Below are 19216 nucleotides of genomic sequence, written 5' to 3'. Positions count from 1 at the left end.
CCTTATTTCAAGGCTTAATTCAAGACAATATCGTATTGCTCTTGTCTGAAGGAGCCCTCTGCCTGCAAACGAATGGGCTTGGCAACAAAATCCCCTAGCATGGCTAAGAACTGATTCTCTTCCTCCAAGAAGAGATCAATGACGTCGGGTGCCGCCACAATACGGAACTCCCTCGGATTGAACTGGCGATGTTCGCGGACGATTTCCCGCAGGATTTCATAGCAAATGGTTTGGGCTGTTTTGATTTCACCTTTACCGCTACAGGTTGCGCATGGCTCACACAAAATATGCGCTAAGGACTCGCGTGTGCGCTTTCGGGTCATCTCTACGAGACCAAGGGCTGAGAACTGGCTGACCGTGCTGCGGGCATGATCCCGCTCTAGGTTACGTTTGAGTTCACTCAATACAGCGTCTTGGTGTTCGCGGTTGAGCATATCAATGAAATCGATAATGATGATGCCGCCCAAATTGCGCAAACGCAGCTGCCGTGCGATGGCCTGCGCAGCTTCTAGATTGGTCTTAAAGACCGTGTCATCCAAATTACGCGCGCCAACATAACTGCCGGTATTGACATCAATGGTAGTCATCGACTCGGTCTGATCGATCATCAGGTACCCGCCCGATTTGAGGTCGACGCGCCGGCCCAAGGCCTTATTGATTTCGGCATCGACATCAAATAAATCAAACAGGGCGCGCTCGCCGCGATGCAGGGTTAATTTGCCAACGAGGTTGGGCGTATAGATCTCCGCAAAGCGATTTAAGCGCTCAAAGTTTTCTGCCGAGTCGACTCGGATTTGCATGGTCTTATCACTAGCCAGATCCCGCAATACCCGCTCTGCCAAACTCAAATCCTGAAAAAGAAGAGCGGGCGCCGATTTCTGATTCACCGAAGCCAAAATGGTTTCCCAGGTTGTTTTGAGGTAGAGGAGATCGAGCGTTAGTTCGGCGTCTGTAGCATCTTGTGCAATCGTGCGCACAATAATGCCGCCCGTTTGATTGCTAGGTAGTAGTCCAGTGATGCGGGCCTTGATAGCTTCGCGCTCATCTGGATTTTCGATGCGTTGTGAGATGCCGATGTAGGGCTCATTGCCAGATTCTTTTTGTGATTGTGGCAAATAGACTAGGTTGCGACCTGCAATACTGATCTGGGTTGTAAGGCGTGCACCTTTCGTGCCAAGCGGGTCTTTTAAGACTTGCACAATTAAGGTTTGGCCTTCGTAGAGGACTTTTTCAATTTGAGTCTGCTGGTTCTGTTGCGCAATATCAGCGACATGCATGAATGCTGTGCGCTCGAGACCCATTTCAATAAAAGCCGATTGCATACCAGGCAGAACCCGAACTACTTTAGCTAGGTAAATATTGCCCACAATTCCCCGCTGGCGGGTGCGCTCAATTTGCAGCTCTTGTACCGCTGCTTGTTGAATCAATGCCACCCGTGTTTCTTGGGGGGTAATGTTGATCAGAATTTCTTCGTTCATATTAGGCTTGGTTTGCAATTTCTGGCGTGAGCGTAAAGGATACGCCAGCCTGTTGCAGTAGGGTAGCCATTTCAAATAGGGGTAGCCCCATGATGCCGCTGTAACTCCCCACAATTCTGCGGATAAAGGCACTTCCCAGGCCTTGAATGCCGTAGGCGCCAGCTTTGCCATAGGGTTCTTGGCTGTCAATATAGGCCTTAATCAGCGTATCGCTGAGCGGCATAAATTCCACTTCCGATACCTGTACCAAGCTAATGGGTTTTGTCGATTGCTGGGGAAGTAGTGCAATCGCCGTTAGTACTTGATGGGTTTGGCCGCTGAGCAAGCGTAAGATGCGCTCGGCATCGGCCGCATCCGAAGGCTTACCGAGGATCTGGGCGATATCACTATTGGGAAGGCTCACGGTGGTGTCGGCACATAAAATCGGCGCCCAAGGTAGGTCTCGCTTTGCCCAGCGCTGTGCCGCAGCAGCACATTTCGCGAGCGTCACGCGCTCAACATAGGCTCTGGCATTTTCATTGGCGAGTGGCACTTCGATTGCCTCGGCATTCTCATTGCTATCGGGTAAAAGCAATTCAAAACGCACACCCAGTTGCGTCAGTAATTCCTGGCGGCGGGGGCTTTGGGATGCGAGGTAGAGAAAAGAATGCATTGCTAAAAGAAGTTACTTATTCACGGTGGTAGGGGTGGCCTTGCAAAATCGTCCATGCCCGGTAGAGTTGTTCAGTCAATAAGACCCGCGCCATTGCATGCGGCAAGGTGAGGCTGGATAAACGCCAAATGGCATCCGCCTTTTGTTTGATGCTGGCGTCTAAGCCATCGGCACCGCCAATCAGAAAAGCCACATCACCCCCATCTTGGCGCCATTGGGCTAATTGCTCAGCAACACCTTGCGTGCTCAGGTCCTTACCCCGCTCATCGAGTGCAATCAGACGTACTCCTTTGGGTATGGCCGCAGTGATCTTGATGGCCTCTTTGGCGGGGGAGAGGTCGGGTTTGATTTCTTTAAGTTCGATGCTGCAATCGGATGGCATGCGCTTGAGGTAGTCGTTGCAAGCGCTCGATACCCAGTCGGGCATCTTATGGCCTACCGCAATGATGATGAGCCGCATGCGTGACTAGAGGACGACGATGTAGCCAGGCAGGCTGACTTAGTCCTCATCCTCATCGGAAAACTCACTGGCCTTGGCAAGGCCTTTAGCGCCCGCTAATTTAACGCGGACCGGTTTAGCACCCCACATGCCTTCCAGCTGGTAGTAGGAGCGCAGCATGGGCTGCAAAATATGCACCACGATATCGCCACAATCGACCAAGACCCATTCACCTGTTTCAAGGCCTTCAATGGAAATCACCTCACCACCTTTGCTATTGACTTCTTCTTTTACCGACATCGCCAGCGAGCGGGTTTGGCGATTGCTGGAGCCCGTTGCAATAATGACGCGGTCGAATAATTCACTCAGTTTGGTGGTGTCATAGACACGAATGTCCTGTGCCTTGACATCTTCCAGGGCATCAATAATGGTGCGTTGTAATTTACGTAGGTCCATAGTGTCTTTTAAAGAATAGGGGATGATCTTATCGTGATTGGGAATAAAGGCCTAACTTCTTAATTAGATCCAATACTTCGTCGGGAATTTGTTCTGCCAAAGGCGTATTTGGGTTAATACTGCCTGCAGCCAGTTGTTTGCGGATGGCAATCGATGAGAGGTACATGTCTAGCTTTTGGTCTAAGTAAATCGAGCCGCAGGGCGATAGCTCAAGTGCATGCGCATCGCTGGTTTGATGCTCCGCGATAAAGCCACCCAGCTCAGAAGCGGGGTCAATGCTGAGGGTGAATTCAGGGCGCCGCGCCACGGCCAAATGGACTTCTTTTAGTAAATGCTGCCAATCTTGCCAGGTATCGATTTGCATCAAGCTGTCGGCGCCCATCAGCCAAATGAGGCACGTGTTACTGCTGTAACGCTGACGCAGGGCAATCGCTGTATCGATGGTGTAGCTTGGTCCTTGGCGATCGAGCTCAATGCGATCCACTTCGATCGGGATCTGCATACCCGCCTCACCCAATAATCGGTGCAGTGCAATGGCAGCCGCTTGCGTTAACTGATAGCGTGTTTCTGGTGGGGTAATAAAAGCGGATTTTTGCCATGGATTGCCACTCGGGATCAATAGCAAGCGATCCAATTGAAACAAGGTTGCAAAGTGCGCCGCAACCCGCAAGTGCGCCCAATGGGGTGGATCAAAGGTGCCGCCTAAGATGCCAATTTTTTCTGGTGCAGTCAATTAGGCCAACCAGTCGCGGGGCTTTAAGTAGTAATCGTAGAGTTTTGCTTCGGGTGTGTTGGGTTCGGGCGTCCAGTTGTAGCGCCACGTTACCACGGGCGGCATTGACATCAGAATTGATTCCGAGCGACCGCCTGACTGCAGGCCAAAAATCGTGCCACGGTCAAAAATAAGATTGTATTCAACATAACGGCCACGACGGTATTCCTGAAAATCCCGCTCAGCCTGAGTGTATGGCTCTTGGTAGCGACGTTCTAAAATCGGCAAATAGGCTTCGATGAATGCATTGCCCACGGCCTGGGTCATGGCAAAACTACGCTCAAACCCAAGCTCATTAAAGTCATCAAAAAAGACGCCGCCAATGCCCCGTGGCTCATCGCGGTGCTTTAAATAAAAATACTCATCACACCATTTTTTAAATCTAGGATGCAGATCGCTGCCAAAGGGGTCAAGCGCATTCTTCGCCGTTTGGTGAAAGTGTTTGCAGTCCTCATCAACGCCATAGTAGGGAGTGAGATCAAAGCCGCCACCAAACCACCATACCGGATCTTTATCTGGGGCCTGTGCAATAAAACAGCGCACATTCATATGGGCGGTGGGTGCTTTTGGGTTACGCGGATGAAACACTAATGAAACACCCATGGCCTCAAAACTACGGCCTGCCATCTCGGGACGATTTTGGGTGGCAGTGCTTGGCATTTTGTCGCCACGTACATGCGAAAAGCCAACGCCGCCTTTTTCAAGGATGTTGCCATTTTCCAATATGCAGGTTCGCCCTGATCCACGTAACGGACTGTCCTCTGGTTTTTGCCAGTGATCCGCAACAAATGCCTTGCCATCCAATGCGCTAGTAGCGGAAACAATGCGGTCCTGCAGGCCAAGGAAGTAGTCTTTAAGTGCTTGTGTGTCGATTTGCAAAATGGAGCTCACTGGTGGGGAAATGAATGCCAAACTTATTTTAGAGCGCGATGGCCAATATCCTGCCGATATTGCATGCCATCAAAATGGATTTGCTCAATTACCTGGTAAGCCTCTTTTTGGGCTCCCCGCACGGTATCGGCAAGGCCAACAACGCAGAGTACTCGGCCGCCGTTGGTGCGCAACACACCGTCTGCCAAGGTGGTGCCGGCGTGGAAGGTAATAGCGCTAGCAGTATCTTCGGGAATGCCAGTAATAGCATCACCTTTGCGAGGAGTATCTGGATATAGGTGTGCTGCTAGTACAACCCCTAGGGCGGTACGGCGATCCCATTCCAACTCCACTTCATTGAGCTTGCCATCTACCGCTTTATCCAAAGCGTGAACCAAGTCGCTGCGCAGGCGCGCCATAATCGGCTGCGTCTCGGGGTCGCCCATGCGGCAGTTGAACTCCAGGGTTTTGATTTGACCCTCGGGGCTAATCATGAGGCCGGCATACAAAAAGCCAGTGTAGGGGATGCCATCGGCTTTCATGCCCTGAATGGTCGGCATGATGACTTCACGCATGGCTTTGGCATGGATTTCAGGGGTAACTACGGGCGCTGGGGAGTAGGCGCCCATACCGCCGGTATTGGGACCTTGATCCCCATCGAGTAAACGTTTGTGGTCTTGGCTGGTGGCGAGCGCTAAAGCATTTTTACCGTCCACCAAGACAATGAAACTCGCTTCTTCGCCGGTCAAAAATTCTTCAATCACAACGCGCGCACCGGCATTACCCAATTTATTGTCGGCCAGCATCATGTCGACGGCAGCGTGGGCCTCATCTAAGGCCATTGCAACAACAACTCCTTTGCCAGCTGCGAGGCCATCGGCTTTGATCACAATCGGCGCACCCTTGAGATCAATGTAAGCGTGTGCCTCTTGGGCATTGGAAAAGGTTTGGTAATCCGCAGTCGGAATGCCGTGGCGCTTCATGAAGGCTTTTGAAAAGTCTTTGGATGATTCGAGTTGCGCGGCTAATTGGGTTGGTCCAAAAATGCGTAAGCCGGCATTGCGAAAGACATCGACGATGCCTGCAGCCAGCGGCGCCTCTGGACCCACTACTGTCAAATGAATCTGTTCGCGCTTGGCAAAATCAGCAAGCCCTTGCAAATCGCCGATCGGAAGATTTTCAATACCGGCATCGGTTTGCTTTGCGCTAGCGGTGCCGCCATTACCGGGCGCGACATAGACTTTTTGAACCTGCGGAGATTGAGCTAACTTCCATGCCAGGGCATGTTCGCGGCCACCGGAGCCAATAAGGAGAATCTTCATGGGATTATTTTTTTAAATGGAGTGGGTATGTTTATTGGATGGAAGCATTCGTAAATACTTCCTGAACGTCGTCAAGATTTTCTAAAACGTCGAGTAACTTTTGCATGCTCTCGGCTTGATCACCCTCGAGACTAATATCAGTCTCAGGCCGCATCGTGACCGTGGCCAGTTCTGCCTGAAAGCCTGCTGCGCGCAAGGCGTCTTGTACCTTAGAAAAATCAGGTACCGACGTTAATACTTCAATCGCGCCATCGTCATGGGTGATCACGTCATTCGCTCCCGCATCGAGCGCGCATTCCATTAATTGATCTTCATTGGTGCCGGGGGCAAACAGCAACTGACCGCAGTGCTGAAACAAAAAAGCCACCGATCCTTCGGTGCCCATATTGCCGCCGTGCTTAGTAAAGGCGTGGCGCACTTCCGCAACCGTACGGGTGCGGTTATCGGTCATGCAATCGACGATGACTGCAGCGCCATTGATGCCGTAGCCCTCATAACGAATCTCCTCGTAGTTCACCCCTTCAAGCGAGCCAGTACCGCGCTGGATAGCGCGTTGCACGTTGTCATTGGGCATATTGGAGTCTTTGGCTTTATCAATTGCTAAACGCAAGCGGGGATTCGTGGCCAGGTCTCCGCCACCCAATTTAGCGGCGACGGTAATTTCTTTGATGAGTTTGGTCCAAATCTTGCCGCGCTTTTCGTCCTGACGACCCTTGCGATGCTGAATATTGGCCCATTTTGAGTGACCGGCCATGCGGATTGATCCTTTTTGAGTAATTTTGCCTACAGACCCTAATTTTAGGCAAAATACGGGGTCTAAAGCCAAAAAGTACAATTAATTTTATGGATTTAGTACTTGCAAGCCCGGTAGCGCGCTTTAGAACGAAAAAAACGACCCCACACAATGGGGCATTGGACCACCAAGACAACACACAACATTAGGAATCAATATGAGCAAGGAAATCGTCAAAGCAATCCGCATTACCGAAACAGGCGCCCCCGAGGTCATGAAATGGGTCGACGTGGAGCTTGGCGAGCCCGGCCCCGGCGAGGTATTGATCCGTCACCATGCATGTGGCCTGAACTACATCGATGTGTACTTTCGCTCGGGTTACTATGCCCAGCCCTTGCCCGGTGGGATTGGCATGGAAGGCGCTGGCGTGATTGAAAAAGTCGGACCTGATGTTACCCACGTTAAGGTGGGCGATCGGGTGGCGTATGCAGGTCGCCCTACTGGCGCTTATGCAGAAGCCCGCATCATGCCTGCCGATATCTTGGTTAAGTTACCCGATTCGATCTCCTTTGAGCAGGGCGCGGCCATGATGTTGCAAGGCCTGACCGTTCAATATCTGTTGAACGATAGCTACAAGGTGCAAAAGGGCGACACCGTGTTGTTTCATGCGATTGCCGGCGGCGTTGGTCTGATTGCGTGCCAGTGGCTCAAAGCGATTGGTGCCACCGTGATTGGTACGGTTGGCAGCCCCGAAAAAGCCGAGATTGCCAAAGCGTATGGTTGCGACCACGTGATCTTGTACCGCGAGGAAGACTTTGTAAAACGCGTCAAGGAAATTACCAACGGTAAAGGCGTCCCCGTGGCCTATGACGCGGTAGGCAAAGACACCTTCATGCAAACCTTAGATTGCGTCTCACCGCGCGGTATGGCGGTTTCCTTTGGCGGCGCTTCAGGCTCGCCTCCCTTGCTCGATCTCGGCATTCTTGCCAGCAAGGGCTCGCTCAAGGTCACCAGACCTACAGTAGCCACCTATGTACTTAATCGCAGCCTGCTCGAGCCAATGGCAGCGGATTTATTCGATAAAGTCAGTTCGGGCAAGGTCAAGATTGAGATCAAGCAGCGCTATGCCCTGAAAGATGCAGTAGAGGCCCATCGTGACCTGGAAGGCCGTAAAACCACGGGATCGACCATTCTGTTGCCATAATCGGATAGCAGCGCAGTATTTGTTACACTCTCACCTCTCAGCGGTTCTATGCTGCTGAGTTCACCTGCCTCGGTGATGGAATTGGTAGACGTGCCGGACTCAAAATCCGGTGCCGCAAGGCGTGTCGGTTCGAGTCCGACCCGAGGCACCATCGTTTGAAATCGATGTGTATGTTTAAGCGCATGCGTTATGAACGTATTGATTCAAGCTGGTCTGCGCGCTGTGATTTAATTGATAACAAGCTGGTCAGCTCTACCAGTCTTGATAATCACTCCAATATTGCGCATCACGTCTTTTTCCTTGCCGCGAAATCCATGCTCGGTAAATGCTTTGCATGCATCCCCTTTAAAGTCACTGCCACCTGTAACTGTAATCAACGGAATTTTGTATTTATCGGTTATCGACTTAGCGCCAGCATAGGTAGTTAAAAAACAGGGATCCGCAGCGTGATGAACAAAGTACTGTGGGACCGTTGTTTTTTTATAGTCAAAGCCACCTAACTCACGGTACGAATTTCTGGCATAGGGCTCGGTGATAGAGGCCGTATGAATAGCGCCGGCATACCCGCTGGGATTATGGATCGGCATAAATGAGGATGAAATCGTCCCCATGCTGGTACCTATGAGCCACACTTCAGAAATGGATGGTGTCCGTCTTTTGACTTCGGCAATTAATTTATCTACATCTTCCTGCCTTTGCTGAGATGCTTGATAAGTGCTCGAACAAAGGTCGCCACTATCCGATTGGCAGTCCACAATAAGACTAGCAATCATCTCATCCACTAAGAACTGCCGCGATCGGATTAAAAAATTACCTGACAATCTGGAGTTAGTCATCACGCCGTTCTCAACAACGGGCCGCACTACGGAGGGATACCCTGGAAGTAAAACCGCTAACCGCGTTGGGTTTTTGGAACTAGAGCTGGTTGTATAAACCCCGACTTGTTTTCTATCGCCACTTAAATCAACCGATACTATTTCCTCATTTAGGCTCACAGTCTGAGTTGCGCCATCTTGGGCGCTAGCTGGATAAGTTTGCAACACGATTGCAAGGAAAAGTAGCTTAATAAAGTAAGGAGTGAACTGCATCATCACGTATTCTCCAAAGTAATGGTGTCAGTAAGCAAATGAATAAGTGATTATCAAATCCAGAAATTTGAACTTAGATCTGATAATTCTCTGGCGTATTTGACATTGCCTGCTCAACGATCTTTTTCGTCAAGGTGGGCGAGAATAATTCAATGAAGGTAAAGACAAACGAGCGTAAGTAAGCGCCTTGTTTCACTCCCAAGTGGGTGACGTTATTGCCAAACAAATGCCCCACGGGGATGGCGCGCAGATTGCGATCACGCTCTGCATCAAATGCAACCCCTGCAACAATACCAATGCCCATACCAACTTCGACATAAGTCTTAATGACGTCGGCATCAATCGCCTCCAGAATGATGTCTGCTTGCACATTGCGCTGCGCAAACGCGGCATCAATTTTGTTGCGCCCTGCAAATGCTTTGTCATAGGTAATCAATGGGTACTTGCCAAGGTCCTCGATCGTAATCGAGCGTGAACTGAGTAAGGGGTGATTAACCGGCACAATCAAGAGATGCTGCCATTGATAACCAGGGAGTGCGATAACGCCTTCACAATTGGCAATACCTTCGGTTGCAATTGCAATATCCGCTGAATCGTGCAAAAGCATATCGGCGATTTGTGAAGGGCTGCCTTGGGCAATGCTGACGCGGACTTTCGGGAAGCGTTTGGTAAATTCCGTCAAGACTTTGGGTAGGGCATAGCGGGCTTGCGTGTGGGTGGTCGCAATTACAAAGTTGCCTTGATCCTGCGTTGCAAAATCCTGGCCAACCCGTTTTAAGGTTTCGACTTCATCCAGGATGCGCTCAATCGAGAGCAGGATGCGTTTGCCAGGCTCAGTGAGAGAGCGGATGCGTTTACCGTGGCGACGAAAGATCTCAACACCCAACTCATCTTCCAGTTCGATAATCGCCTTAGAAACCCCAGGCTGGGATGTGAATAAGGCTTTTGCAGCGGAGGTTAGGTTAAATTGCTGGCGAACCGCCTCGCGGACAAAGCGAAATTGATGCAAATTCATGAAAAGCCTTCCTTATATATCTTGATCGATATAGGAACTCGATTCTAAATTATCTTTAGGTATTTAAGACCGCGATACCCATTTCAGGCCAATCAGGGCAAGTAGAAAATACGCCAGGGGCGGGGTTAGGGCGGTGAGGTAGGCGGGCCATGCCCCCAGCAGGCCAACGTTGGAAAAAAGAGCGTTGAATAACTGAAAGCTCATGCCGAGCATGATGCCGCCAAAAATCTTAATGCCAATACCACCTGCGCGTGCCTTTAGATACGCAAACGGCAAGGCAAGCGCCAGCATGACAAAGACGATGAAGGGATAGATGAGCTTTTTCCAGAATGCAATCGCGTGGCGCTGTACATCCTGTTTGTTCTCGTTTAGGTGGGCAATGAATTGCCCCAGACTAAAGATCGACATGCGCTCCGGGTTGACGAGTAACACGCCCAGAATTTCTGGGGTGACTTTGGATGCCAAGGTCATCGATGGCTTGATGGAGGTGTTGGCTGAGTACACGGGATCTAAGGCACTCTTGGTTTGCGCCTCCTTGAAGCGAGTCTCGGTCACATTATTCAGTTCCCATGAGCCGGCCTCATTAAAGCGACCTGACTCGGCATTACGGATCGATAGCAAGCGGTAGGCATCATCGAACTCATACATGCGAACCTGCCTCACTTGCTTGTCTGGTTCAATCTTTCCAATATTGATATAGCGCACACCCGGGCGAACGGATCCAACGCCCTCCTCATCGCGAAGCTGGTCTTTGACCCATACCCCTGTACGAAATTGCGATGAAAAGCTCGAGCCCATGGCTTTCAATTTCATGCGCTCAGAGAAGGACTCCGCCATTGGGCCTAGCCACTCACTCATCAGTAGAGTGACTGCCACAATGGGCAAGGAGATTTTCCCCAGCATCAGAAGACCGCGGCGGATATCGAGGCCAGCAATACGCAGGATGGTGAATTCCGATTGGCTAGCCAGCATTGCAAATACATAAATACTGCTAATTAATCCGGCAATCGGAATAATTTCAACAATGCGACTCGGCGCCTTCAGTAGAACATGGCCTAGGGCAAGCAAGAGGGTGTATTGCTGATTGACCGAGCCCAGCTCGGCCAAAACATCAAAAAATAAAAAGAGGGCAACGAGCGCGAAAAGAATAAAGCCAAACGCAGCATAGATTTGCTTTGCTAGGTAGCGCTCATAGATGTAAGGAAAGAGAAAATTCATGGGCGCGTCAGAAAAGCGGGCAACTGCCGCTTCCACCATTTAAGGGATGGATTAATCCGGTTGCGAATCAACACTGCGGCTATGAGTAAAGCAAGCAGATGAATTGGCCAGATGGCCACAAAAAAATCAAAGCGATTTTGCGAAACAAAATTTTGTGCCAAATTAAGCAGGTTGCTGTAAATCAAATAGATCAGTACGGCATAAAACATAGCGGTGTAATTGCCTAGGCGCGGATTAACGTAGGCCAATGGAATCGCAATAAAGACTAAGCCTAAAGCCATCAGTGGCAAGCCTATACGCCAGAGCAGCTCGCCGCGGTTGGAGGGTGAGGGGTCTTTTAGAAGTTCCTGAACACTGCGTTCGCGGTCGCGTGGTGGTGGCTCGGTTAGCTCTTTATTACGCAATTTGGTTTCGTACTCATCAAACTCCAGAATGCGAAAGTCGGGCTGGGTAGGCAGACCCTCGTAGCGCCGACCGTCTTTGAGAATGATGTTCTTTTCGCCCGTCGGGGTATTTTCAATAAATCCAGTTGCTGCTACCGCAATGCTCAGCCGTTGATTTCTGGAATCGGCAACGAAGATATTTTTGACTTCGCGATTATCGACATTCAGTTCCTCAATAAAGAAAACCCGTTCGGCTTTGGCTGACTCTCGAAACTGACCGGCTGTGACCATCGACACATCATCGCGTTGCTGAAAACGTTGGCTGATCAGGGCGGATTCGCGATTGGCCCAAGGCCAAGCAAACAGGGCAAGCAGGGCAATGATGATGATGAGTGGAATAGCAAACCGCAGAATAGGCCGAATTAAACTCATGATGCTCAGACCGCTGGCAAACCATACAATCATTTCCGAGTCTTTGTACCAGCGCACCAAGACGATCAGAACCGCAATAAAAAGAGAAACCGTCAGCAGGACAGCCAAGTAGCCGATTGTTGCCAAGGCGATCAATACCAGCGCGTCCTCTGGATTGACGACGCCATTCGCGGCAAAGCCCAAAATTCGGATGACTAAGGTGGTGACCATGATGGTCACCAACACCAAAAATACCCCCCCAGTGGTTAAGCTCAGTTCGCGGCGGAGGGCTTGGTCAAAAATCATGCGTTCTATGCAAGGGCGTTGGCAGAAAAGTCTAGTTTAGTAGGGAAATGCGGCACGAATCGGAGGGAAACCTACAGCTCGGAGGATAATGGAAAAAACCACTACAAATGACTTCCCTATGCAAATTCAATTTAGCACGAAAACATTGCCCCAAGCCGACTTTGATTCTGCAAAGCAGGTAAAGCCGGCGATTGCTAGTCTTGTGGCCCTCGCCACCGATTGCCTTATTTTGGGCTACAGCAAAGCCGATTTAAACAAAAAAACGCCTGGCAGCCTTTTGCTTGAGTTGGATGCCGTCTTGGGTGGCTCGGTTGCTCGGGCAAAGCTTGCCGGCGATCTGAGCGGAAAAGAGGCCAGTCAGTGTCTATTAAGGGCGGAGGTGAGCTGGTCAAAGGCGGGCGTAAAGGCCAAGCGGGTCTTACTGGTTGGCTTAGGTGATCTGAGCGCAAAAGAGAGTTTGTCCTTGCAGTCCTATGCCAAGTTAGCTAAGGCCACCCTCAAGACATTAAGTGGTGGCGCCATTGAGTCAGCAGTGTGGTTTGTGCCGAGCTTTGGGTCTAGTGCGGATGCCGATACAGTCCTAAAGCAAGTTCGCTTAACGGCACAACTGGCGGGTGAGCAAACCTATCGATTTGGTGTTCGTCAGCCTGCCATGAAGTTCAAGGCAGTGGAGTATGTTGATCCGTTTCAAGAACTTCGTTTTGTGGTTTGCAAGGATGGTGCTAAGGCGGTTCAAGTAGCAGTGCATCAGGGCGAAGCCTTAGTCGAAGGCATGAACCTGGCCAAAGACTTGGGTAATTTGCCGCCCAATGTCTGCACTCCAACCTACCTTGCAAAAACAGCACAGGGCTTAATGAAGAAAACCAAGCTCAAGGTTGAATTGCTGACCAAAAAGCAAATGGAAGCATTGGGCATGGGCTCTTTTCTTTCTGTGGCACAGGGCTCAGAGACTCCACCGCAATTCATCATCATGCGTCACAACGGTGGCAAAGCGAGCGAAGCTCCAACAGTATTGGTAGGCAAGGGCATCACCTTTGATACTGGCGGTATCTCCCTGAAGCCCGGCGAGGCAATGGATGAGATGAAGTACGACATGTGCGGCGCTGCATCTGTTGTCGGCACGATGCTCTCAACGGCATTGCTAGGTCTGAAGCAGAATGTGATCGGAGTCATTCCGACCTGCGAAAACATGCCCTCAGGCAAAGCAACCCGACCAGGTGACATTGTGAAAAGCATGTCAGGCCAGACCATTGAGATCTTAAATACCGATGCCGAAGGCCGCCTGATTCTGTGTGATGCACTCACCTATGTAGAGCGCTTCAAGCCTAAGGCGGTGATTGATATTGCGACCTTAACGGGCGCCTGCGTGATTGCGCTCGGTGCGGTTCATAGCGGTATGTTCTCGGACGATAGTCACTTGCTGGCGGATTTAACCCAAGCCGGTCATGACTCCCTTGATACAGTGTGGCGCATGCCGCTCGATGCTGCCTATCAAGAGCAGCTCAAATCAAACTTTGCTGATATGGCCAATATCGGCGGGCGCCCTGCTGGTAGCGTGACAGCCGCCTGCTTCTTAAAGCGCTTTACTGAAAAGTATCCTTGGGCACATTTGGATATTGCCGGTACGGCATGGAAGGGTGGTGCAGCAAAGGGTTCTACTGGTAGACCAGTTCCCCTCTTGGTGAACTACTTGCTTGCGCAGTCCTAAGTTGGCATGGCACGCATCGACTTTCACAGTAACGTGAGTGACAAGCTGGAATATGCCTGCAGGCTAACGCGCAAGATTTGGAGTACAACTACTGAAGGTGAGCCTGTGCGCAACATTGTGATGGTGGCGGAAAAAGCCGACCTCAAGCGCCTTGATGAATTGCTGTGGACTTTTAGTAAGACCGATTTTTTGCCCCACTGCTATGGCGACCATGAAGCGGCGTTTGAAACCCCGATTGTTCTCCTCGACGATACTGCTGCTCCAGCTTTGGCAAACTTGCCGCATGCCGATGTGCTGATTCATTTGGGTATGCGGATGCCAAGCGATGTCCCAGCCTTGGTAGGCCGATTTCCGCGAATTGTTGAGGTGGTTACGGTGAATGAGGCGGAGCGCCTTGCAGGACGGGAGCGTTACAAAGCCTACCGCGACCTAGGTCATGAGCTCCATAATTTTGACCAAGCAAAAAGCTAAACCGCCATGCTGATTCATCCACAAATCGATCCAGTAGCTATTCAGATTGGATCCTTTGGAATCCACTGGTATGGGCTAATGTATTTGCTGGCCTTTGCCCAATTTGTTATTTTGGGCCGTCTCTGCATTAAGCGACCTTTTTATGTTGCCTTGGGGTGGACCGCTAAAGATTTAGAGGATCTGCTCTTTGCGGGCGTACTCGGCGTGGTGCTGGGTGGACGGATTGGCTATTCCCTGTTTTACATGCCCGAATTCTATTTGGCCAATCCGCTCAGCATCTTGAAAGTATGGGAAGGCGGTATGTCCTTTCATGGCGGTCTGCTAGGGGTGATTTTGGCGATGGTTTGGTTTGCACGTCGCAAGAAGACTTCTTTTTGGACCGTCAGTGATTTGGTCGCCCCTTTGGTGCCATTTGGTTTGGCTTTTGGGCGCCTTGGCAACTTTATCAATGGCGAATTGTGGGGAAGGCCAACCGATTTGCCTTGGGCCATGGTTTTTCCATTAGTCGATGCCATACCGCGTCATCCATCGCAAATTTATCAATTGCTCTTCGAAGGCCTCCTGCTTGGTTTGGTCTTGTGGATCTATGCGCGAAAGCCGCGTCGCCTGGGTCAGGTTTCGGGCCTATTTTTACTGGGTTACGGCATTTGCCGCTTCTTGGTTGAGTTTGCGCGCGAGCCCGATGCCTTCTTAGGCCTACTCGGACTAGGTCTTTCAATGGGCCAATGGCTATCTATCCCTATGATTTTATTCGGTATTTACTTGCTGAAACGCAAATAAGTCGATAATTTTCATTAACTGCATCTAAAAATATCTTTTTTTAGATCATTTGTTGCTAAGATCACAGAAAGTCGCTTATTTTACTTAAATACCTTCTATTGAAGTGAATTGACCCGAAAAATCCATTTTTTTGACCTTGTGCAACCTAAGGATGCTTTATGTTGGAGTTAATTACCAAAACCCGCCATTTATCCAAAGCACTGAGTGCGGTGCAGCGTTTAACTTCTGAGCGCGGAGAATCCAATGCGGTGAGCATGGCCAACGACGTGATTGAGAACTACCGCAAGCTCACCAAAGACCAGCACGTTAAATTTTTTACTGCCCTGATTGATAAACTCAGCCCCAATCCAGCGGAAGTGATGGCAGCATCGCAAGCCTTTGCAGCAGAAGCCAATGCCCGCAATTACATTCGTTTGCAAAAAGTATCGGAGTCACCCCGCCAAGAATTTATGCGTCGTTTGAACCGGGGTCTTAATGGCACGGCTGCCGTTGTCGAAATGCGCCGCGATTTATTGCAACTCTTGGACAAAAAACCGGAACTGGCTGCCGTGGATTTTGATATGCGCCATCTACTGTCCTCTTGGTTTAATCCCGGTTTTTTAAAAATGCACCGGGTTGATTGGAAGTCGCCTGCCGAGGTTTTGGAAAAGCTAATCCAACATGAGGCGGTGCATGCCATTGATGGCTGGGATGATTTGCGTCGCCGTTTACAGCCCGACCGGCGCTGCTTTGCATTCTTTCATCCCCAGCTACCTAATGAGCCATTGATCTTTGTGGAGGTTGCTTTGCTGCCGGAGGTGCCACTGGCGATTGCGCCCTTGGTGGATAAAAAAGCCGAGACAGTAACTCAGGCGCAGCAGTACAAGGTGGCGGTGTTTTATTCCATCAGCAACTGTGAGCCTGGTTTGCGCGGCGTCTCGATGGGTAACTTTTTAATTAAGCGGGTTGCTGAGCAGCTGCACCAGGAGTTCCCAAGCTTAAAAACCTTTATTACGCTCTCACCCGTGCCTGGTTTAATCGAATGGATTGCTGCGGGTGCTCACTTAGGTGATGGTGTACCGCCTGATCGCCTCAAGCCTGCCTTAAAGAGCAAGCGAGACAGTGCTTTGCAGGCCTTGGGCCTGAATGCACAATCCTGGGCCGAGCGTTTAAGCAGTGGCTGGCATCCTGACAATGCCTCAGCAAAGGAGAAGGAGGCATTGCTCTGCCTTACGGCTATTTACTTGGGACTTGCCTCTACTGGGCGCGAGGGTAATCCGGTGGCGAAGTTTCATTTAGGTAATGGCGCTAAGTTACATCTGATTAATTGGGCTGGTGATTTATCACGCAAGGGCTTGCGTCAATCTGCCGGCATTATGGTCAATTACCTATATGACCTCTCGAGCGTGGAAGATAACCATGAGCGCTTTGTGAACGGCGAAATCATGTATTCCAGGGCGGTAGCCAAGCTCATGAGCGTTTAGCCCATCCATACCTGCTAGACCGTAAAATGGAACTTTAGTCACCCAGAACTCCCTGGGTTCTGGCGTTGTGCCAATCAATTGTTTGCTGTGGGGTAGTCATGAATTTGTATTCGGTATTAGAAAAAGGGTTTCCAAAAGATCGTCAGGCCTGCGCCTTAGAGACGCACGATGGTTTGTATTACTCCTGGAGCGATCTGGAGCGTGCCACCGCGATGATGGCCAACTTACTCCAGGGACTGGGCATACCGAAGGGCTCGCGCGTTGCGGTTCAGGTTGAAAAATCACCTGAGGCCCTATTTTTATATTTGGCCACTATCAAAGCCGGCTATGTTTACCTGCCCCTGAACACCGCCTACCAAGCTGCCGAGATCGAATACTTTATACAAAATGCCGAGCCCGCAGTGATGGTTTGCAGCAGCAAGAATTTTTCGTGGGTATCGAAGATTGCCTTTAAGTCAGGCACCCACCACGTCTTTACGCTCGATGACAACCGCACCGGAACCCTGTTAGACCGGGCTGCCGTACAAAGCGATCGTTTTAAAACCGTCGCCTGTGGTGACGATGATCTGGCTGCGATTCTGTATACCTCCGGCACGACTGGCCGCAGTAAAGGCGCTATGCTCACGCACAAGAACTTGAGCAGCAATGCCCTCGTCTTGCAGAAGTTTTGGGGCTGGAAAAAAGGCGACGTGTTGTTGCATGCCTTACCGATCTTTCATGTGCATGGATTGTTTGTTGCAGCCCATGGTGCCTTAATCAACGGCAGCAAAATGATTTGGCTCCCTCGCCTCGATACCGCGGCATTGATTCAGAACATGCCGCGCTCGACCGTGATGATGGGCGTGCCCACCTTCTATGTTCGCCTCTTGGCCGACAAAAACTTTACCAAGGCGGTATGCCGTAATATGCGCCTCTTTGTCTCTGGATCAGCGCCGCTCCTCACCGAGACGTTCAATACCTTTAAAGAGTTGACCGGTGAAACCATTCTTGAGCGTTATGGCATGAGTGAAACCGTTATGTTGGTTTCGAATCCATACAAAGGCGCGCGCGTTGGCGGCTCGGTAGGTTTGCCCCTCACAGGCGTGAAAGTCCGTGTGGTGAATGAAAACAATAAGCCATGTGCAGTCAACGAGATTGGCAGCATTCAGGTTAAAGGACCGAATGTATTTAAGGGCTACTGGCGCATGCCAGAAAAAACAGCCGAAGAATTTACTGCCGATGGCTGGTTTAAAACCGGCGACGTTGGTCGTTTCGGCGGCATAGCCAACGGCGCCAAAGTGCCAGACAATTATTTGTGCATCGTCGGTCGTAGCAAGGACTTAATCATTTCAGGCGGCTACAACGTCTATCCAAAAGAAATTGAAAGTTTTATTGATGACATGGATGGCGTCGATGAGAGTGCGGTGATTGGTGTGCCGCATCCGGATTTTGGTGAGGCAGTTATGGCCATCGTAGTTGCTAAGCCAGGCGCTAAGCTGGATTCGAAAGCCATGATTGATGCACTAAAGGGGCAAATTGCCAACTTCAAAGTGCCCAAGCGCATTGAAATCGTTTCAGATCTGCCGCGCAATGCGATGGGCAAAGTACAAAAAAATATTCTGCGTCAGCAATACACCACGTAAGTCAATTACATGCCAAAGGCCTTGCGACTTTCATTAAACATGAAGGCCGCAAGGAAAAACAGCATGACGCCAAACACCCGCTTGAGGTTTACGGTATTCATGCTCCGCGCCATTTTGGCGCCAAGCGGTGCGGTAAAAATACTTGCTGCAACAATGCAGGCAACAGCAGGCAAGTAGATGTAGCCGATAGAGCCTGCCGGTAACCCCGGGTGGTTCCAGCTGCCCACCACGTAACCAATGGTAGCTGCGACTGCGATTGGAAAGCCTAGGCCCGAAGCGGATGCCATCGCTGTATGCGTACTCACGTTGCACCAAATCATGAAGGGCACTGTGACAAATGCGCCACCCGCGCCTAAAAGACTGGACAATGCTCCCGTAAAAGCGCCAAACGAAAAGAGACCAAGCTTTCCCGGCAGTTGACGCCCTGGTTTTGGTTTTTTATTGATAAACATCTGGATTGAGGTGTAGACAATAAAGAGCGCGAAAAACAAGGAGAGCCAGCTGGTTGGAAAAGCATCAAACAATTCACTGCCGCCAATGAGGCCGCCCGCAATAATGCCGGGTGCCAAAGCGGTCACCAGTTTCCAATCGATGGTGCCATGTTTGTGGTGTGCCCGAATCGCGGAAAGCGATGTGAAGAGAATGGTTGCCATGCCAGTAGCAATGGCCATATGAACAATAATGCTCTGATCAAATTGCTGGTGATTAAAGACAATAATCATGAAGGGTACAAGAATCATCCCCCCACCAATGCCGAGCATGCCAGCCAATACGCCAGACACTGCGCCACATGCAAGCAAAATAAGAATGTCGATTAATTCCAAA

At 50.4% G+C, this 19216-nt stretch carries 18 protein-coding genes, 1 tRNA gene and 1 pseudogene; 7 read left to right on the top strand and 13 right to left on the bottom strand.

All coding sequences use genetic code 11. The annotated features are described in order from the left end of the window. Window positions 1-14: 14 nt before the first annotated feature. From rng to Q8M75_RS01215, 8 genes and pseudogenes are all read right to left on the bottom strand, one after another. On the bottom strand, window positions 15-1478 hold the full coding sequence (gene rng, locus Q8M75_RS01250; RefSeq protein WP_305485337.1) for a ribonuclease G: 1464 nt from the start codon (window positions 1476-1478) through the stop codon (window positions 15-17). A gap of 1 nt (window position 1479) precedes the next feature. Beyond that, window positions 1480-2130, bottom strand: a complete 651-nt coding sequence (locus tag Q8M75_RS01245) for a nucleoside triphosphate pyrophosphatase (RefSeq protein ID WP_305485335.1) — start codon at window positions 2128-2130, stop codon at window positions 1480-1482. A gap of 16 nt (window positions 2131-2146) precedes the next feature. Next, window positions 2147-2590, bottom strand: coding sequence for a 23S rRNA (pseudouridine(1915)-N(3))-methyltransferase RlmH (gene rlmH / locus Q8M75_RS01240; protein ID WP_305485333.1), 444 nt, complete (start codon window positions 2588-2590; stop codon window positions 2147-2149). Window positions 2591-2632: 42 nt separating this feature from the next. Then, window positions 2633-3025, bottom strand: a pseudogene (gene rsfS / locus Q8M75_RS01235) (ribosome silencing factor); the annotation flags it as partial. 28 nt (window positions 3026-3053) lie between these two features. Continuing rightward, window positions 3054-3758, bottom strand: coding sequence for a nicotinate (nicotinamide) nucleotide adenylyltransferase (gene nadD, locus Q8M75_RS01230; protein ID WP_305485331.1), 705 nt, complete (start codon window positions 3756-3758; stop codon window positions 3054-3056). Next, window positions 3759-4670, bottom strand: coding sequence for an oxygen-dependent coproporphyrinogen oxidase (hemF, locus tag Q8M75_RS01225; RefSeq protein ID WP_305485505.1), 912 nt, complete (start codon window positions 4668-4670; stop codon window positions 3759-3761). Window positions 4671-4711: 41 nt separating this feature from the next. Then, window positions 4712-5989, bottom strand: coding sequence for a phosphoribosylamine--glycine ligase (gene purD / locus Q8M75_RS01220; RefSeq protein WP_305485329.1), 1278 nt, complete (start codon window positions 5987-5989; stop codon window positions 4712-4714). Window positions 5990-6020: 31 nt separating this feature from the next. After that, window positions 6021-6743 (bottom strand): YebC/PmpR family DNA-binding transcriptional regulator, encoded by a 723-nt coding sequence (locus Q8M75_RS01215; RefSeq protein ID WP_305485328.1) that lies wholly within the window; start codon window positions 6741-6743, stop codon window positions 6021-6023. Window positions 6744-6951: 208 nt separating this feature from the next. Here Q8M75_RS01215 and Q8M75_RS01210 point away from each other — a divergent pair, with 208 nt between their 5' ends. Together Q8M75_RS01210 and Q8M75_RS01205 are read left to right on the top strand one after the other, a co-directional pair. Then, entirely contained in the window at window positions 6952-7926 is a 975-nt protein-coding gene (locus Q8M75_RS01210) for a quinone oxidoreductase (RefSeq protein WP_305485503.1), read from the top strand. A 66-nt stretch (window positions 7927-7992) separates the two neighbouring features. Next, window positions 7993-8077 (top strand) — tRNA-Leu (locus tag Q8M75_RS01205). Window positions 8078-8153: 76 nt separating this feature from the next. Here Q8M75_RS01205 and Q8M75_RS01200 read toward each other — a convergent pair. The 4 genes from Q8M75_RS01200 to lptF all read right to left on the bottom strand — a co-directional run bounded on the left by Q8M75_RS01200 (window position 8154) and on the right by lptF (window position 12347). Next, window positions 8154-9020: a hypothetical protein gene (locus Q8M75_RS01200; protein WP_305485326.1), complete on the bottom strand. Its 867-nt coding sequence runs from the start codon at window positions 9018-9020 to the stop codon at window positions 8154-8156. Between the two features lie 67 nt (window positions 9021-9087). Further along, complete coding sequence (locus Q8M75_RS01195) at window positions 9088-10029, bottom strand: CysB family HTH-type transcriptional regulator (protein ID WP_305485324.1); 942 nt, start codon at window positions 10027-10029, stop codon at window positions 9088-9090. A gap of 63 nt (window positions 10030-10092) precedes the next feature. Beyond that, a complete protein-coding gene (gene lptG / locus Q8M75_RS01190; protein WP_305485323.1) occupies window positions 10093-11247 on the bottom strand; it encodes an LPS export ABC transporter permease LptG in 1155 nt (384 codons plus the stop codon). Next, the gene (lptF, locus tag Q8M75_RS01185) at window positions 11244-12347 is read right to left on the bottom strand and encodes an LPS export ABC transporter permease LptF (RefSeq protein ID WP_305485321.1); all 1104 of its coding nucleotides are present in this window, start codon (window positions 12345-12347) and stop codon (window positions 11244-11246) included. The genes lptG and lptF overlap by 4 nt, the downstream gene beginning before the upstream one ends. Window positions 12348-12471: 124 nt before the next feature. Between lptF and Q8M75_RS01180 the strand changes: the two genes are divergently transcribed. The 5 genes from Q8M75_RS01180 to Q8M75_RS01160 all read left to right on the top strand — a co-directional run bounded on the left by Q8M75_RS01180 (window position 12472) and on the right by Q8M75_RS01160 (window position 18391). Beyond that, window positions 12472-14055 (top strand): leucyl aminopeptidase, encoded by a 1584-nt coding sequence (locus Q8M75_RS01180; RefSeq protein ID WP_371131726.1) that lies wholly within the window; start codon window positions 12472-12474, stop codon window positions 14053-14055. Between the two features lie 6 nt (window positions 14056-14061). Then, window positions 14062-14526, top strand: a complete 465-nt coding sequence (locus Q8M75_RS01175; protein ID WP_305485316.1) for a DNA polymerase III subunit chi — start codon at window positions 14062-14064, stop codon at window positions 14524-14526. A 6-nt stretch (window positions 14527-14532) separates the two neighbouring features. Continuing rightward, entirely contained in the window at window positions 14533-15306 is a 774-nt protein-coding gene (gene lgt, locus Q8M75_RS01170; protein WP_305485315.1) for a prolipoprotein diacylglyceryl transferase, read from the top strand. 158 nt (window positions 15307-15464) lie between these two features. Then, on the top strand, window positions 15465-16769 hold the full coding sequence (locus Q8M75_RS01165; protein WP_305485313.1) for a malonyl-CoA decarboxylase: 1305 nt from the start codon (window positions 15465-15467) through the stop codon (window positions 16767-16769). Window positions 16770-16867: 98 nt separating this feature from the next. Next, window positions 16868-18391, top strand: a complete 1524-nt coding sequence (locus Q8M75_RS01160) for a malonyl-CoA synthase (RefSeq protein ID WP_305485311.1) — start codon at window positions 16868-16870, stop codon at window positions 18389-18391. A gap of 5 nt (window positions 18392-18396) precedes the next feature. On the opposite strand, the gene Q8M75_RS01155 is transcribed toward Q8M75_RS01160, so the two are convergent. Continuing rightward, the gene (locus Q8M75_RS01155) at window positions 18397-19215 is read right to left on the bottom strand and encodes a sulfite exporter TauE/SafE family protein (protein WP_305485309.1); all 819 of its coding nucleotides are present in this window, start codon (window positions 19213-19215) and stop codon (window positions 18397-18399) included. Between the last annotated feature and the right edge of the window lies 1 nt (window position 19216).

The sequence above is a fragment of the Polynucleobacter sp. genome, from assembly GCF_030693775.1.
In the GTDB taxonomy this organism is placed as follows: Bacteria; Pseudomonadota; Gammaproteobacteria; order Burkholderiales; family Burkholderiaceae; genus Polynucleobacter.
Note: the sequence above shows the minus strand (reverse complement) of the source record. Positions and strands in the feature narration are given on the sequence as shown.